The sequence below is a fragment of the Paenibacillus sp. PastM-3 genome, assembly GCF_029893965.1.
Taxonomy (GTDB): Bacteria; Bacillota; Bacilli; order Paenibacillales; family Paenibacillaceae; genus Paenibacillus_AQ.
The window spans coordinates 143,765-160,458 of record NZ_JARXXP010000001.1; the positions used below are offsets into that span (position 1 = coordinate 143,765).

The following is a 16,694-nucleotide window of genomic DNA, read 5'->3' on the forward strand; positions in this document are numbered from 1 at the left end:
CGTGATTAACATATTTATGGATGATTGCCGCAAGCGGCCTGTGGGTTTTGCGCTGGCAAGAACGACAGAGGAATGCCTGCTGCTCCTGCGGGAGTGTGAGGTCAATATTCTGTCTCTGGATTATGATATGGGACCGGAGGATTACAGCGGGGATGAAGTGGCAAGGCGGATCGTGCTGGAAGGGTTGTATCCGCGCGAAATCTATCTGCACAGCTCAAGTTCCGCGGGCCGAAAAGCTATGTATGAACTGCTCTATTCCGCAGTACCTGCAGGGACCGAGCTGCATAATGGCCCGCCAGATCATGAGCTGCTGGCAGAAATTGCTACAGGAGTGACTGCAATATGAAGGTATTTAAGCAGATGAATGAACAGGAGCTGACGTTAGCGCTGGAGCAGCCTGGCGAACCGCTGGTAGTCTTTCTGCATACGCCGTTGTGCGGGACCTGCAAAGCCGCCCGCCGCATGCTGGAGGTGGCAGCGCATCTGCTGCCTCCCGGCCTCCTGATTGCGGAAGCCAATGTGAACATGCTTCCGGGGATCGTCAGCCGCTACCGCATATCAAGTGTGCCGGCGCTGATGACAGCCGGGGCAGACCGGACTGGCGGGCCGGAAATTCTGTATTCGATGGGCTCTGTAGAGCAGATGCTGGATTACATAAGGAGAGTGGCCTCATAAATGATATCATTACAACATCTTACCCTGCGGAGAGAGCAAAGCCTGATTCTTGATGATGTATCCCTGGATATGAAGCCGGGTGAAAACTGGGTCATCCTGGGACGGAACGGCTCCGGCAAAACAACGATTCTCGAAATGATGACAGGCTATCTGTTCCCGAGCAGCGGATCGGTCGAAGTGCTCGGATACAAGTTCGGACAGTGCGATGTCCGTGAAGTGCGCAAGGAAATCGGTTATATCGGACCATCCCTGATGGAAAAGCTGTCACTGAGTGATCCCGTCTGGGAGGTGGTGGCTACGGGTGCCTATGCTTACCTCCGCTTCTATCAGGCGATTCCGCAGCAGGTGAAGGAGCAGGCGATCAAATTGCTTGAAGATATGAATCTGGGCGGGCTGGCCTATCATCCGTTCGGCACCCTGTCCCAGGGTGAGCGCAAGAAGGCGATGCTGGCCAGATGCCTGATAGCTGAACCGAAGCTGCTCATTATGGACGAGCCTTGCGCCGGTCTTGACCTGTATGAACGGGAGAAAATGCTTGCGGAAGTTGACAAGCTAAAGCAGCGCAATGTTTCGGTCGTCTATGTTACCCATCACGTTGAAGAGATCGTACCGCTCTTTACTCATGTGGCGCTGATCCGTGACGGCAAGCTGGCCGGCTCCGGACCCAAAGAAGAAGTATTAACAAAGGAAATGATCATGGCTACATTTGATATTCCTGTGGATGTTGAATGGGATGGCGGTCGTCCCTGGATAAAAATCAGACCTGGAGGCAATTGATTTGAACGATTTAACACAAGAAACCGGAGCGCAGGCTGCTGCTCCTGAAGATAAAATCCTGTCCCGCTATATCTGCACCGCCAATCACGGCTTTGCCCCCTATGCCCAGGAGGAGCTTCGCCGTCTGTTCGGGGCGGTGAAGAGCACGCTGCTGCTGCCGGGCGAGATTTTTCTCGCTACGCTGGAGGGCGAACCTGCTGATATAGCAGAGGCGCTGAGCAGTAATCCGCCCATCTTCCTACGGCATATCCAGCCGGTCCAATTTCAGGACCAGGGCGATATGTCTGCGTTGGAGCGGCTGGCAGTTTATCTGAGCCGGCGCAGTGAGCTGGAGGGCCAAAAGGTGTCCCTGCACGTCCGCAAGGGTACCGCTTCCTTCTGGCCGGATAGTCCGGGTGAGCTGCGGGAGTGGCTGCAGGAGCGGCTTTCGAACCTGGAAGCAGACTTTACTGTACAGGAGCCTTCCTGGATTATTTCCGTTTATGCGGACGGAGATGCGCTGTATGCCGGGGTCTCCCGGCCGGAAGATAACCTGTCCAGCTGGAACGGCGGGATGATCCGCTTCCGCAAGGAGGACGGGCAGATCTCGCGGGCCAAGTTCAAGCTGATGGAAGCCGAAAAGGAATTTGCCATTCCGTTCTCAAGCTTCCGCAATGCTGTGGATATCGGCGCTTCGCCCGGCGGCTGGACTTCGTTCCTGCTGAAACGCGGCCTGAAGGTTACAGCGATCGATCCGGCGCTGATGCATGAATCGCTCCGCAATCAGCGTAACCTGAAGATTCTGCGCAAGAATGCCGGCGAAGTCAAATTCAGTGACAATGAATTTGATCTGCTGGTATGTGATATGAGCTGGAGTCCCAAGCTGATGGCTAAGCTCGTCACGGGTCTGCTGCACAGTCTCGCACCGGGCGGAACGGCCGTAGTCACCGTGAAGCTGATGCACAAGAAGCCTATGGCAGTGATCAAGGAGATCATCGCCATGTTCGAAGGGGAACGGATGCAGCTCCAGCGGGCAAAACAGCTGTTCCATAACCGGGATGAAATAACACTTTATATGATTAAGTATTAATGCAATTAAACAGTGTAATGAACTGGGAAAGCCTCCCGTTGTCTGCGCCGCCGGCCTTGTGCCGGCCCGGCTGCAGCGCGGGAGGCTTTCTTTTTTATAATCCAAATCGAAGGGGAGACGGGGAATGATTTATGAATCGAGACTTGCTGCAGGCTTTCTTCTGGGCAGACGGTACAGGATTGTACGAAAGATTGCCTCTGGGGGAATGAGTCATGTCTATCTGGCTGAAGATATACGCCTGCCGGGCCAGTACTGGGCTGTTAAAGAGAGCATTAGCCAACGTGAGACATTGGGGAACGTAGCGGCTGAGGCAGAATTGTTAATCTCATTAAATCATAGTTTACTTCCGCGGGTTGTTGATTTCTTTCCTCCGGATGAGCAAAATTACTGCTATCTGGTAATGGATTATATAGGAGGGGTTACCCTGTCGGATTATATAAAGGAGCAGGCTGCCCCGCTTGATGGAGAGCAGATCGCCTCATATGCGCGCCAACTGCTTGGGGTCCTTCATTATCTACATAGCCATCATCCCCCGATTATCTACCGCGACCTGAAGCCCTCCAATATTATGCTGACCGGAACAGGTGAACTTAGGCTGATCGATTTTGGTATTGCCCGCAGCTACAGACAGGGAGCTGCGGAAGATACCGAAAAGTTCGGCACTGCCGGCTTTGCTGCGCCCGAGCAATACGGCAGCGGGCAGAGCAGCCCGGTCTCGGATCTATATGGTCTGGGAGCACTTATGCTGTACATGGCTTCCGGCGGGCTGTACAGCCGCTGGGAGCCGGGGATGGAGGCCAAGCTGGACGGCAGAAACATGTCAGGGCTGATCCCGGTCATTCGCCGGCTGCTGCGTTACCATCCGGAGGAGCGATATCAGAGCGCGCAGCAAGTGCTGCTGGCGCTTGAGCAGGCAGCGGAGTCCGGCAGCAAGCCTGATAAACGGGATACCCGCAGCAGACTGGAGACAACTTCAGACATCTCCGTGAGCTCCCAGGCCACGGTCGTCGCCTTGCTGGGCATAGCTGCAGGTCTCGGTACAACACATACCTCCCTTGCAGCCGCCAGCTGTCTTGCTAGGAGAGGGAAAACAGCGTGGGTTGGCTTCAGTCCTGATTCTACCGTGTACGGGCGGATATGCAGCCTACTGGACTATCCTGCCGGTTCAGAAACAGCGGATTCTCAAGATGACCCAGTCAGCTGGAAAGGAATAGATTACTGGCCGCGTCCTGCCGCCGGTAATTTAAGCAGCCTCCTTGAAAAACACTACAGCTATATCGTCGTGGACCTTGGCACAGGCAGTTTTGACGGGGCTCAAGAGGTATTTGTTAACAGCGGCATTCCGCTGCTGCTGTCTTCCGGGGCTGACTGGCGGCTGGAGGATACCCTGTACTGGCTGCGGCGCAGCCGGCTCACGCCCACTGCGGATTGGCGCATCTGCCTGCCGCTGGCCGGCCATTCAGCAGCCGGACTGCTGGCAGCTGCACTGCACGGGCGGGTTAAAGTTTGCAGCCTGCCGCTGCAGCAGAATCCTTTTCAGCGTAAAGGCAAGCTGATTCACGTGCTCGACCGCCTGCTGACGGAGACGGGAAGGCTCCATTTGCCTGTAAAATGCAGTGGAATATTTCAGAAAAAGGGGCAAAACCGCTAAATTCCTGTTTCAGCGGGGTAGGCTCCTGTGCTAAAATGGTCGTTATATGCACAGACAGATATGTCGTCATGTTATAAATAGATAGGAGCTTAACGAGAATTTATGAGTTTACTTACTGTAGAAGATGTTTCACATAATTTTGGTGACCGGCAGCTATTCAAGAATGTGTCCTTCCGCCTGCTTGACGGCGAGCATGTCGGATTTGTTGGGGCGAACGGTGCGGGCAAATCGACGCTGATGAATATTTTAACCGGAACCCTGCTTAAGGACAGCGGAAGAGTGGAATGGACGCCGCGGGTACGGTACGGTTATCTGGATCAGCATACCAATCTTGCACCGGGCAAAACTGTGCGGGATGTGCTTAAAGACGCCTTTCTGCCACTGCTGGAGCTGGAGAAGGAAATGATGGCGATTACGGATAGAATGGGCAAAGCTTCACCGGAGGAGCTTGAACTGCTGCTGGAGCAGATGGGTGAAATCCAGGAACAGCTCGATATCGGTGATTTCTATCTGATCGATGTTAAAGTGGAGGAAATGGGCAACGGCCTCGGACTCTCAGCGATCGGGCTGGACCGTGATGTAGCTTCACTGAGCGGGGGACAGCGGACTAAGGTGCTGCTGGCGAAGCTGCTTCTGGAGAAACCGAATGTACTGCTGCTCGATGAGCCTACCAACTACCTGGATGTTGAGCATATCGACTGGCTGACGAACTACCTGAAGCAATATCCGTATGCTTTTATGCTGATTTCCCATGATACCGAATTTATGAATAAGGTCGTTAATGTCGTGTATCATCTGGAATTCGGCAAGCTTACACGTTACACGGCTAACTATGAGAAGTTCCTGGATATGGCCGAAATGAACAAGAACCAGCATATTGAAGCCTATGAGAAGCAGCGTGAATTCATTAAGAAGCAAGAGGATTTTATCCAGAAAAATAAAGCGCGCGCCTCTACTTCGGGCCGGGCGAAGAGCCGTGAAAAGCAGCTCGACCGCATCGAGCGAATCGACCGTCCGGAGGAAGCGGCCAAGCCGAGCTTCTCGTTCAAGGAGAGCCGCTCCAGCGGTAAAACCGTGTTTGAGGGGATTGACTTTGAAATCGGCTATGACCGCCCGCTGCTGCCGAAGCTGAATATGATGATTGAGCGCGGTGACAAAATTGCGATCGTCGGCAGCAACGGAGTGGGGAAATCTACACTGCTGAAGACCATTCTGGGTGTGATTCCGCCAATCAGCGGAAAAACCTATCAGGGAGATTACCTGAATACTGCTTATTTCCAGCAGGAGGTGAAGGCTGCCAACGTTACGCCGATTGATGATGTCTGGAATGAATTCAGGGGCCTTACCCAGAATGAGGTGCGCGGCCATCTGGCCCGCTGCGGGCTGAAAAACGAGCATATTACCCGCCCGCTGAGCATGCTCAGCGGTGGCGAACAGGCTAAAGTACGCCTGTGCAAGCTGATGATGCGCGAGAGCAACTGGATTCTGTTTGATGAACCGACCAATCACCTTGATATTATTGCCAAGGCTGAGCTTAAGCGGGCATTACAGGAGTACAAAGGTACTGTGCTGCTCGTCTCCCATGAACCGGAATTTTACGAGGATTGGGTAACGAAGACCTGGAATGTTGAGCAGTGGTCTGCACAGAGGGTATAAAATAATTTCAGAGATCCGGGTAAAAGCGGCTATGAAAGCTGCTGATTCCCGGATTTTAGTATAGGAGGTTGTTCAGGAATGAATGACAGCAATCATACCCAAGTTACCGGGCAGAACGGTCGCTATTCCAGGCAGGTCCGTTTCACGCCGTTTGGCGCCGGAGGACAAGCAGGACTAGCTCGGGCCAATGTATTGATTGTAGGTACAGGGGCGCTGGGAACCGGCATTGCAGAGACTCTGGCCCGCTGCGGTGTCGGAAGGCTGATTCTGGCTGACCGGGATTATGTGGAGTGGAGTAATCTTCAGCGCCAGCAGCTCTATACGGAAGAGGATGCCCGTTTGCGCACCCCCAAAGCCGAAGCGGCCAAAGTCAGGCTGCAGCAGATTAATTCGGAGATTCAGATAGAAGCCCACGTGATGGATGTGCGTGCGGAAGAACTGGAGAGCCTGTTGTCCCGGGTAGATCTGATCATGGATGGCACTGACAATTTCGACACCCGTCTGATCATCAACGATATGGCTCAAAAATACGGCATTCCCTGGATATATGGGGCCTGTGTCGGCAGCTACGGCGTTACATACACCATTCTTCCGGGAGAGACACCGTGCCTGAACTGCCTGCTGGGAACCGTTCCCCTGGGAGGAGATACCTGTGATACTGCGGGCATTCTGCCGCAGGCGGCACAGCTTGTAACGGCCAATGCAACCGCAGAGGCGATCAAGCTGCTGGGCGGCCGGCGCGAGCAGCTGCGCGGGAGACTGCTGAGCTTTGACGTGTGGCGTAATGAACACCAGGAAATAGGAGTGAAGGCGGCCAAAAAAGCAGATTGTCCGTCATGCGGCAGCCATGCGGTCTATCCTTATCTGACCGCAGTCAACACGGAGCGCAGCGATGTGCTCTGCGGCAGGGATACCGTGCAGATCCGGCCGGCGCAACGCCGGCAGCTTAATCTGCAGGAGACGGCTGCCAGGCTGGCCAAGCTGGGCACCGGCAAGGTGGACAGCAATCCGTATCTAGTCTCGTTTACAGAGGACCCGTACCGTCTGGTCATCTTTGCTGACGGGCGGGCCTTGATTCATGGAACCAGTGATATTGCCGCAGCGCGCAGCGTATATCACCGGTATTTTGGCTGACGAAGGGAGAAGATAGGATGGAGACAGGAACGATCCGGCATATGGCGCTTTTTACGCTGAAGGTTCCGGCAGATTCCAAGGAGGCCCGGGCCTTCCTAAAAGACGGCGAAGAGATTCTTAGCGGCATTCCGGTTGTGCGCCAGTTTGAGGCGTTGCGCCAGGTAAGTGCCAAGTGTGAATATGATTTCTGCTTTTCGATGGAGTTTGCAAATCAGGAGGATTACGACAGCTATAATAATCATCCGGATCATCAAGCTTTTGTAAGCGAGAGATGGGAAACAGAGGTTGCGAAATTTCAGGAAATTGATCTTCTGAAATCATTCTTTGCAGCAGACTGCAGGCACATATAGAGCAGGAAAGACCCTTCCTTCCGGAATGGTCTTTTTGCTTTGTGGGGACTCTAAGCTTTATCTGCGGCGGGATTACCGCTCTGCAAGGCTGATGGATGCGGGGTAAAAACGATGAATGAAGCAATCGTTTGGTTCAGGGCTGGGGGAAGAGATGGCGGGCAGAGGGAAGCACAGCTGAGTGAGCTGGGGCTTCAGACGGCAATAAGCGAAGATCCCGAGGATCTTCGCTTATTGTTAACCAGGATGCAGCCTGTCCTGCTGCTTGCGGAAATTAGTGATGCCGGGGCATGGCCGGGGTGGGAGATCATCTCGGAGTACCGGTCCCAGGGGACCTTTATGCCGGTAATGGTAATAGCAGGCGAGGGGAGCAGCGAGGAGGCAGTTGCCGTATTCGAAGCAGGCGGAAATGAATATATGACAAGCCCGCTCCATGACGAAGAATTCCGATGCAGGGTGAAGAACCTGCTCTGGCTCACCGGACACCGGCGCAGCTTTGAATCATTGATCAAAATCGACGGCCTGATGCTGGATGCAAGCCGCAGGCTGGTCAGCCGGGACGGGATCAGGCTCAGCCTGACCCCCAAAGAATTTGACCTGCTGTATTATCTCGCTGTTAATCAGGGAGAAGTCTGTCCGCGGGACGAGATTTTACGGCATGTCTGGGGATACCACTTTCATGCGGATACCAATGTGGTCGATGTGTACATCAGACATATCCGGATCAAAGTGGATAAAGGTTACCGGAACAAGCTGATTCATACGGTGCGCGGCACCGGTTATGTACTGAGGGCGCCTGGCGGCAGCCCCTCAGGTGTATAACTGTATTTTCAATACACGGAGCATATATAGCTTCCTACAGTACCCGGCGTGCTTTCAGATACGTTCTTTTCCAGTTGCCGGAATTCAGGTCTGAAACGGTTACGCCCGGGGATCCGTAAGTGTGCAGGATTTTGCCGTTGCCGGCGTATACCGCCACGTGTGTAACATTCTTGCCGTTAGCCCGGCTGCCGCTGGAGAAGAACACAAGGTCGCCGACACGGAGATTCGCTTTGGAGACCGCTTTTCCGACCTTGGATTGGGCTACAGAGGTACGCGGCAGGTTTACACCGTATTTTGCAAAGATATATTTAGTAAAAGAGGAGCAGTCAAAATATTTAGTAGTCGACGTGGAAGCGCCGAATTGATAGCGGGTGCCCAAATATTTTTTACCGAAGCTAACGATGCTTTGTCCGGTAGAGGCTGTCACAGATGCGGCAGCAACGGGGGCTGTGCCGGCTCCTGTAGCCATCAGAGTACTCAGTCCGATTGTAGTGCACATTCCCACGACAACCGCTTGTTTGAACCATTGGTGCTTTTTCATGTTGTAAAACCTCCCAGGTTTATATCTTTCTTGTATGTTTCTTTCTCTGTTTCGTAGTATAGCAGTTTATAGGAATCCTATATTTTTCCATAAATGTCTCGGATTCAAGCCGGGCCTATGTTGGAAGCGTTTTATTAAAAAAAGATTAAAAGTTACAAAAAATTAATAATTATAAGAAAATGCCTAACAAAAAAACCGGAAATCCCTTATGCATCAAGGGAATCCCGGTTTTATTCTTTTGAATCAAAGGTTACAGCGATGTCTCCGGATATGTATTAATCCTTGCTCTGGATTATAAGCAGCAGGCCACTTTCGATGGTAACGGTTCCTGTCTCTTCCAGCAGCCGGTTGCTGACAGCAAGGGACTGGCCAAGCTTGAGCGTTGCATTGTCCAGCGGGTACTGAAAGCCCTGCAGGGTAATACCGGTTACTTCAGGAGTCAGCGGGAGCAGGGAGACATAGGTGAAGCCCTGTTCATTAACATGTACCTGAGATCCGGTAAGCGTGATAAAATTATTGGAATCCATTATAGAACAGATTACCTGGCGCTGCAGCGCCCTCGTCATCATCTGAATGCTGGCCAGCGTGTGGTCCATTCTTGTGCCTGTTACGCCCATCATCAGGATCGATTCAGGCTGGGTGTTCAGCGCCAGATCAAGCGCCAGTTCACTGTCAGTCAGGTCCTTGTCAACAGGATCGCAGGTAATCGTCTCTTTACTGCCTGCTCTGATCTGCTCCAGCGCCTCAGGGCTTACCGAATCAAAATCCCCGACAGCGATATCCGGCGTAATCCCGTGGCTGACAAGAAATAATGCACCGCTGTCAGCCCCGATAATAAAATCCTCTTCATCTATATGGTGCAAAAAGTCCTCGGATAGCAAACCTCCGGCAAAGATAACAACGCGTTTGGATGGCAAATTAATTTCCCTCCCTCTATTGGTATTATAGTTTGTCATCCTTCACAAAGTATAATGCAGGATCTAAAAGTTGTACAATTACAGATGATAACGCTAAAATGAAGATAGCGGATTTTTTCTACTATAGAATAAATCCTTCAATCTTCAGAACAGAATCAGGAGCTGCGGGAGGTGAGAGAAATCGTAAACGTATTATTCGTATGCCTGGGCAATATTTGCCGTTCGCCAATGGCGGAAGCGGTTCTCCGCAGCAAAATTGCCAAGCGCCGCCTGACGGAATCCATCAAGGTGGATTCAGCGGGAACAGGAGACTGGCATATTGGAAAAGTGCCGCATGAAGGAACCCGGCGGATTCTCGATCAAAAGGGGATCAGCTATGCCGATATGACTGCACGCCTGGTCGACAGCAGCGATTTTGACAGCTTTCAGTACATAATCTGCATGGATAACTCTAACGCTGAGAATGTCCGCAAGCTTCCCGGAGGGGATAAGGCGGAGCTGCTGTTCTTTATGGATCTGCTTCCGGACGAGGAGTTGCGTGAGGTGCCTGATCCTTATTTCACCGGCAATTTCGAACAAGTCTATGACCTTATTGATGCGGGCTGTGATGTGCTGCTGGACAAGATTATTCGGGAGAAGCTATAGCAGCCTACAGGCATAAGCAATGGATTGGCATTTTGTTCAAAATTAGCCGGCCGGTAACCGTCCTTAAAAAAGAGGACGGGCACCGTGTGCCCGTCTCGGAATGGAAGCGCAATCAAACGGCCTGCAGCTATACATAAGTTGACTGATTGTTCACTGTTTCGTCATTTTAAGCTGTTTCATGGGGTTAAGAAATAGAGTAATGATTCTGGGAGCTCTTTTTGCCAAAATCCCCAAAGATGCTTGCCGTCCTTCTCGCGGTAGGAGACGGTGGCTCCACGGGCTTCAAGCAGCGCCTTTGTATCACGGTTCATCTGGACGAAATCGTATACGCCGGTGTCTGTCTGATAATCGGTCTCCTGCAGGCCTACCACCATATTGATATTCAGCCAGGACAAGTCATCCTCCCGGGCAATCAGTTCACGGGATTCGGGATAATAAGCTCCCGACAGGCTTAACACACGGCTGAAAAGGCCGGGATAGGCGAGGGCAAGATGCAGTGAGACGCTGCCGCCCAGCGAGTCTCCGGCGATGATCCGCTGATCAGGAGTGCGGCGGACCGGATAATTATGTTCAATGAAGGGAATAATTTCTTCGGCAAAGCAGGCAAGGTATTGCTTGAAGCGGCTGCCGAAGGGGGCATACTCCTGTGTCCGGACGGCCACGTTCACCTCGACGCCTACAATAATGAACGGCTCGATGTCTTCTTCAATAATGAGCTGTCCGGCAAGGGTGGCGATCCGCCCGAAATTGAAAAATTCTTCACCGTCCTGGCAATAAATTACGGGATAGCTGAGTACTTCGTTGTAGCCCGGGGGAAGATAAATGCGGAGCTTGCGTTCCTCCTGCAGCTGCTCACTCCATAGGGTTTGCTTAACGATTGTACGTTTCAGAAAAACAGGTTCGCTCATGACTGAATCGTCGCCTTTCTTGTCGAATTTTGCATTACACATGCGGTTGCGTTAAAATTACCCAAGCGGCAAATGTGTGAAAAATCATTTACATGCTTGAAAAAAACAAATCTGTTATAGGATATTCTAAAACCTGTTATACATACAAAATTTATGAGAACATAAATTTTATGCGTATTTCTTTGACGAATCAGATAAAACAGGTGTATAATAATTCTATAACAGATACCACTGATGTTCAAATTTTTTTATTGAGGTGAAAATGATGACTAGAGTTCCTTATGAAGTTTATACAGAGGACGTGGAGGCCCTTTCGGTGCTTTCTCCGGATGGAGAGGTTATCAACAAAGAGAAGATGCCTGCACTTACCGATGATCAGCTGAAAGAAATTATGTACCGTATGGTCTTTACCCGCACTTGGGATGACCGTGCAGTTAATCTTGGCCGTCAGGGCCGCCTCGGCTTCTATGCTCCGGTATCCGGACAGGAAGCAACCATGATCGGCAGTGAGTTCGCACTGCAGAAAGAAGATTTCGTATGCCCGGGCTACCGCGATATTCCTCAGCTGGTATGGCACGGACTTCCATTATATCAGGCTTTCCTGTATTCCCGCGGTCACCAGCACGGCGGACAGATTCCGGACGGTGTTAATGTACTGATGCCGCAGATCATCATCGGCGCGCAGATCCTGCATGCTACCGGGATTGCAATGGGCTTCAAGCTGAAGAAACAGCAGAATGTTGCAATCACCTATACTGGTGACGGCGGTTCTTCCGAAGGCGACTTCTATGAAGGCCTGAACTTTGCCGGACGCTTCAAGCTGCCGGTTATCTTCTTCGTACAGAACAACGGTTATGCGATTACGACTCCGTTCTCCAAGCAGACGGCTTCCAAATCCATTGCCCACAAAGCAGTAGCAGTTGGTATTCCGGGAATCAAAGTAGACGGCATGGATGTCTTTGCTGTAATCGCTGCGGTTCAGGAAGCTGCAGAACGTGCACGCAGAGGCGAAGGTGCTACGCTGATTGAAGCTGTAACTTACCGTTTCCGTCCGCACTCCCTCTCCGATGACGCCAGTAAATACCGTTCCAAGGATGAAGAAGGCCAATGGAACGAGAAGGATCCTATCGCCCGTCTTGCCAAGTACTTGGAGAAGAAAGGCCTGTGGACTGAAGAAGATACGGCTCGCGTAAGAGAAGAAGCGAAAGCGACTGTAAACGAGCAGATCAAAAAAGCAGAGCAAACCGAAAAAATGACCGTTTCAGGCTTGATCGACAGCATGTTCGAGGTAACTCCGAAACATCTGGAAGAGCAAAAAGCCGATTTTGAATAAGGGGGATATCAGGCAATGGCACAAATGAATATGAAAGAAGCAATTCGTGACGCACTGCGCGTTGAACTGAATCGCGACCCTAATGTTATGATCTTTGGGGAAGACGTTGGTAATGTGGGCGGCGTTTTCCGTGTAACTGAAGGACTGCAGAAAGAATTTGGCGAAGACCGTGTATTCGATACACCGCTTGCCGAATCTGCCATCGGCGGTTTGGCTTTTGGTCTCGGGATACAAGGTTTCCGGCCAATCGCTGAAATCCAGTTTATCGGCTTCATCTATGAAGCTCTTGACCAGATCGTTATCCAGGCTGCACGCCTGCGCTACCGTTCCGGCGGTAAATATAATGCACCAATCGTATTCCGTACTCCATTCGGCGGCGGCGTTAAGGCAGCTGAGCTACACACGGATTCCCTTGAGGGTCTGATCGCTCAAAGCCCGGGGATCAAGGTGGTTATTCCTTCCAACCCTTATGATGCCAAAGGTCTGATGATCGCATCAATCCGCGACAATGACCCTGTATTCTTCATGGAGCATCTTAACCTGTATCATGCATTCCGTGATGAAGTGCCTGAAGGTGAATACACTGTTGAACTGGGCAAGGCTAATGTTGTTCGCGAAGGTTCTGATGTAACCATCGTCGCTTACGGTCTGATGGTACATACTGCAACCAAAGCGGCTGACCAGCTGGAGAAGGAAGGCATCAAGGCTGAAATTATCGATCTGCGGACCGTTAGCCCGATTGATATTGATACCATTGTAGCTTCCGTGAAGAAGACTAACCGTGCAATTGTAGTACAGGAAGCACAGAAGAGCTCCGGCGTTGCAGCCGAAGTTATTGCGCAAATCAACGAAAAAGCGATTCTGCACCTTGAAGCGCCTGTACTTCGTGTAGCAGGTCCGGATACCATCTATCCGTTCGCACAAATCGAAGATAGCTGGATTCCTACACCGGCACGCGTAGTGGCGGCTGTGAAGAAAGTTCTGGAATTCTAATAAAGATTTTATCTGCCGTCCTTGCACAGAGGGCGGCACCACTTTCTGCATTATACTTAAACTTTGAGCGAATGCTTTCGCTATCCAAAATGAAGCAAAAAACTTATAGGAGGTTATCAAGGTGGCAAAATTTGAGTACCGGTTCCCTGAGCTGGGCGAAGGATTGCATGAAGGCGAAATTATCAAAATGCACATCAAAGCCGGCGATAAAGTAACCGATGACGATATCGTAATGGAAGTACAGAACGACAAGGCGGTAGTAGAGGTTCCTTGTCCGGTTAACGGCACAGTGCTAGAAGTATTCACTAAAGACGGCCAGGTATGCCGCGTTGGTGAAGTTGTAGCTATCATTGATGCAGAAGGCGATGTTCCTGAGCAGGAAGGCGGCCATCCGGCAGAAGCAGCTTCCCAGGAAGCAGACGCAGCTAAAGGCGGAGCAGATACTACTTCTTCCCCGGCAACCAGTGCTCCTTCGGCCGGCGGCGCTGTAAACTTCGAATACCGGTTCCCTGAGCTGGGCGAAGGTCTGCATGAAGGTGAAATCATCAAGATGCACATCAAAGTCGGCGACAAGGTAACCGACGATGATATCATCATGGAAGTACAGAACGACAAGGCAGTAGTTGAAGTACCTTGCCCGGTTAACGGAACTGTAACTGAAGTTCGCGTTAAAGACGGACAGGTATGCCGTGTAGGCGAAGTTGTGGCGATTATCGCTGCAGAAGGTGAAGTTCCACAGCAGGAAGGCGGCCACGCTGAAGCTCCTGCAGCACAGGAAGCGGCAGCAGCGCCAGCCGCTGCACAGGCTGCTCCGGCACCTAACCGTGACATTCTGGCTACTCCAAGCGTCCGCAAAGCGGCACGTGAGCAAGGTGTTGACCTTGCGAAGGTGAACGGCAGCGGCAAGAACGGCAAGATTACCCATGACGATATCGCAGCCTTCCTGAAGGGTGGCTCCGCAGCTCCGGCTGCAGCAGCACCAGCAGCGGCGTCTGCACCAGCAGCAGCAGCTGCTCCACAAGCAGAAGCTAAAGCGCCTGCGGCAGCACCTGCAGCATCCGGCAATGTCAGCCTGGAAGAAGAGCGCGTACCATTCAAGGGTATCCGCAAAGCGATCTCCAATGCCATGGTTAAATCGGCTTACACAGCGCCGCATGTTACCATCATGGACGAAGTGGATGTTACCGAGCTGGTAGCTTTCCGTACCCGTATGAAGCCTGTTGCCGAGAAGAAGGGCGTGAAGGTTACTTACCTGCCATTCATCGTTAAGGCTCTGGTTGCAGCATCCCGTCAGTTCCCTGCGCTTAACGCAATGATTGACGAAACCACTAACGAAATTGTGTACAAAAAGTACTACAACATCGGTATCGCTACAGATACAGACAACGGTCTGATCGTTCCTGTAATCAAGGATGCTGACCGCAAGAGCATCTGGATGATTGCAAGTGCAATTACAGATCTGGCTGTACGCGGACGCGACGGCAAGCTGAGCGCAAACGAAATGAAGGGCAGCACGATCTCTATCTCCAACATCGGCTCTGCCGGCGGTATGTTCTTTACTCCGATCATTAACTTCCCTGAGGTTGCGATTCTGGGTACAGGCCGCATCACTGAGAAGCCAGTAGTGAAGAACGGCGAAATCGTAGCAGCTCCTGTTATGGCCCTGTCCCTGAGCTTTGACCACCGCATCATTGACGGTGCGACTGCACAGAACTTCATGAATTACATTAAGACCCTGCTTGCAAATCCTGATATGTTAGTTATGGAGGTGTAATAAATGGTAGTCGGAGACGCTTCAATCGAAATCGACACATTGGTTATTGGTGCAGGTCCCGGCGGGTATGTGGCGGCAATTCGTGCCGCCCAGCTCGGCCAGAAAGTCCTTATTGTAGATAAATCGGAACTCGGCGGTGTCTGCCTGAACCGCGGCTGTATTCCTTCCAAAGCGCTGATCTCTGCAGCCCACAGCTATGAAGCTGCACAGCACGGCGATGTTTTCGGTGTTACTGCCGAGAACGTAAAGGTAGACTGGGCCAAAACCCAGGAATTCAAGAACGGTGTAGTTAAGAGAATGACCACTGGTGTAACCAGCCTGATGAAGGGCAACAAGATTGAAGTATTCAGCGGCGAAGCGATGTTCATCAGCACAAACGAAGCCCGTTTGTTCAATGACCATGAATCCCCGCGTTACAAGTTCAATAACTGCATCATCGCGACTGGCTCCCGTCCGATTGAACTGAAGCCATTCCCGTTCGGCGGACGCATCCTGTCCTCTACAGAAGCTCTGGAGCTGCCAGAAATTCCTAAGAGCATGATCGTAATCGGCGGCGGCTACATCGGTGCTGAGCTTGGCCAGATGTACTCCAAATTCGGCACAAAAGTAACGATCATTGAAGGTCTGGATACTGTACTGCCAGGCTTCGATAAAGATATGACCCGTCTGGTTGCCAAGAACATGGCGAAGACAGGCATCGAGATCGTAACCAATGCCAAAGCGGAAAGTGCTGTTCAGAACGACAAGGAAGTAACCGTTAAGTACTCTGTCGGCGGCGAAACCAAAGAAATCACAGCAGATTACCTGCTGGTAACTGTAGGCCGCCGTCCAAATACTGACGGTGAGCTGGGTCTTGATCTGATCGGCGTTGAGCTTGACGAACGCGGCCTGATCAAAGTTGACCACCAGGGCCGTACCAACATCCCTAACATCTACGCTATCGGGGATATTGTTCCTGGTCTTGCACTGGCACACAAAGCATCCTACGAAGGCAAGATTGCTGCTGAAGCGATCTCCGGCCACAAATCCGTGGTTGACTACAAAGTCATTCCGGCCGTTGTGTTCACAGATCCTGAATGCTCCAGCGTAGGCTTGACCGAGAAGGAAGCAAAAGACAAGGGCTACAAGGTAAAAGCAGGCAAGTTCCCGTTCGCGGGCAACGGCCGTGCAGTTTCCCTGAATGCTCCGGAAGGCTTCATCAAGATTGTAGCTAACAGCGAGAACAATCTCGTACTGGGCGCACAAATCGTTGGTCTGGAAGCTTCCAATCTGATTGCCGAGCTGGGTCTGGCGATTGAAATGGGCGCAACGCTCGAAGATATCGCTCTGACCATCCACGCGCATCCAACCCTTGGCGAAATCGTCATGGAAGCGGCTGAGCTGGTAGAAGGCCATCCAATTCACGTAGTGAAATAATACATTACCGTCTGCTCTAAGGCAGAATCATCATAG

At 51.7% G+C, this 16,694-nt stretch carries 17 protein-coding genes; 14 read left to right on the plus strand and 3 right to left on the minus strand.

Annotated features, from left to right (window positions below; all coding sequences use genetic code 11):
- Window position 1 precedes the first annotated feature (1 nt).
- The 9 genes from M2108_RS00645 (at window position 2) to M2108_RS00685 (ending at window position 8,131) form a co-directional block, all read left to right on the plus strand.
- A complete protein-coding gene (locus M2108_RS00645; protein WP_277469109.1) occupies window positions 2–346 on the plus strand; it encodes a cyclic-phosphate processing receiver domain-containing protein in 345 nt (114 codons plus the stop codon).
- Window positions 343–675, plus strand: coding sequence for a thioredoxin family protein (locus M2108_RS00650; protein ID WP_277469111.1), 333 nt, complete (start codon window positions 343–345; stop codon window positions 673–675). Before M2108_RS00645 ends, M2108_RS00650 begins: the two co-directional genes overlap by 4 nt.
- Window positions 676–1,452 (plus strand): ABC transporter ATP-binding protein, encoded by a 777-nt coding sequence (locus M2108_RS00655; protein ID WP_277469112.1) that lies wholly within the window; start codon window positions 676–678, stop codon window positions 1,450–1,452.
- A 1-nt stretch (window position 1,453) separates the two neighbouring features.
- Entirely contained in the window at window positions 1,454–2,521 is a 1,068-nt protein-coding gene (locus tag M2108_RS00660; RefSeq protein WP_277469113.1) for an SAM-dependent methyltransferase, read from the plus strand.
- Between the two features lie 124 nt (window positions 2,522–2,645).
- The gene (locus M2108_RS00665; RefSeq protein WP_277469114.1) at window positions 2,646–4,172 is read left to right on the plus strand and encodes a serine/threonine protein kinase; all 1,527 of its coding nucleotides are present in this window, start codon (window positions 2,646–2,648) and stop codon (window positions 4,170–4,172) included.
- A 102-nt stretch (window positions 4,173–4,274) separates the two neighbouring features.
- Complete coding sequence (locus M2108_RS00670; RefSeq protein ID WP_277469115.1) at window positions 4,275–5,828, plus strand: ABC-F family ATP-binding cassette domain-containing protein; 1,554 nt, start codon at window positions 4,275–4,277, stop codon at window positions 5,826–5,828.
- Between the two features lie 78 nt (window positions 5,829–5,906).
- Window positions 5,907–6,962, plus strand: coding sequence for a ThiF family adenylyltransferase (locus M2108_RS00675; protein WP_277469116.1), 1,056 nt, complete (start codon window positions 5,907–5,909; stop codon window positions 6,960–6,962).
- A 17-nt stretch (window positions 6,963–6,979) separates the two neighbouring features.
- The gene (locus M2108_RS00680; RefSeq protein WP_277469118.1) at window positions 6,980–7,312 is read left to right on the plus strand and encodes a Dabb family protein; all 333 of its coding nucleotides are present in this window, start codon (window positions 6,980–6,982) and stop codon (window positions 7,310–7,312) included.
- Window positions 7,313–7,423: 111 nt separating this feature from the next.
- Window positions 7,424–8,131 (plus strand): winged helix-turn-helix domain-containing protein, encoded by a 708-nt coding sequence (locus M2108_RS00685; RefSeq protein WP_277469120.1) that lies wholly within the window; start codon window positions 7,424–7,426, stop codon window positions 8,129–8,131.
- 34 nt (window positions 8,132–8,165) lie between these two features.
- On the opposite strand, the gene M2108_RS00690 is transcribed toward M2108_RS00685, so the two are convergent.
- Both M2108_RS00690 and M2108_RS00695 read right to left on the minus strand, forming a co-directional pair.
- The gene (locus tag M2108_RS00690; RefSeq protein WP_277469121.1) at window positions 8,166–8,672 is read right to left on the minus strand and encodes a C40 family peptidase; all 507 of its coding nucleotides are present in this window, start codon (window positions 8,670–8,672) and stop codon (window positions 8,166–8,168) included.
- Between the two features lie 275 nt (window positions 8,673–8,947).
- Window positions 8,948–9,589 carry a thiamine diphosphokinase gene (locus tag M2108_RS00695; protein ID WP_277469122.1) on the minus strand — a complete coding sequence of 214 codons (642 nt, stop codon included), beginning with the start codon at window positions 9,587–9,589 and terminating at the stop codon, window positions 8,948–8,950.
- A gap of 180 nt (window positions 9,590–9,769) precedes the next feature.
- Between M2108_RS00695 and M2108_RS00700 the strand changes: the two genes are divergently transcribed.
- Window positions 9,770–10,234, plus strand: a complete 465-nt coding sequence (locus M2108_RS00700; protein WP_277469263.1) for a low molecular weight protein-tyrosine-phosphatase — start codon at window positions 9,770–9,772, stop codon at window positions 10,232–10,234.
- A 176-nt stretch (window positions 10,235–10,410) separates the two neighbouring features.
- Here the strand turns inward: M2108_RS00700 and M2108_RS00705 are convergent, their stop codons facing one another.
- The gene (locus M2108_RS00705) at window positions 10,411–11,142 is read right to left on the minus strand and encodes an alpha/beta hydrolase (protein ID WP_090712098.1); all 732 of its coding nucleotides are present in this window, start codon (window positions 11,140–11,142) and stop codon (window positions 10,411–10,413) included.
- A 265-nt stretch (window positions 11,143–11,407) separates the two neighbouring features.
- Here M2108_RS00705 and pdhA point away from each other — a divergent pair, with 265 nt between their 5' ends.
- The 4 genes from pdhA (at window position 11,408) to lpdA (ending at window position 16,658) form a co-directional block, all read left to right on the plus strand.
- Window positions 11,408–12,475 carry a pyruvate dehydrogenase (acetyl-transferring) E1 component subunit alpha gene (gene pdhA, locus M2108_RS00710; protein ID WP_277469124.1) on the plus strand — a complete coding sequence of 356 codons (1,068 nt, stop codon included), beginning with the start codon at window positions 11,408–11,410 and terminating at the stop codon, window positions 12,473–12,475.
- A gap of 15 nt (window positions 12,476–12,490) precedes the next feature.
- A complete protein-coding gene (locus M2108_RS00715; protein ID WP_277469126.1) occupies window positions 12,491–13,468 on the plus strand; it encodes an alpha-ketoacid dehydrogenase subunit beta in 978 nt (325 codons plus the stop codon).
- A gap of 121 nt (window positions 13,469–13,589) precedes the next feature.
- Window positions 13,590–15,242 carry a 2-oxo acid dehydrogenase subunit E2 gene (locus tag M2108_RS00720; RefSeq protein ID WP_277469127.1) on the plus strand — a complete coding sequence of 551 codons (1,653 nt, stop codon included), beginning with the start codon at window positions 13,590–13,592 and terminating at the stop codon, window positions 15,240–15,242.
- 3 nt (window positions 15,243–15,245) lie between these two features.
- Window positions 15,246–16,658 carry a dihydrolipoyl dehydrogenase gene (gene lpdA, locus M2108_RS00725; RefSeq protein ID WP_090712092.1) on the plus strand — a complete coding sequence of 471 codons (1,413 nt, stop codon included), beginning with the start codon at window positions 15,246–15,248 and terminating at the stop codon, window positions 16,656–16,658.
- Window positions 16,659–16,694 lie beyond the last annotated feature (36 nt).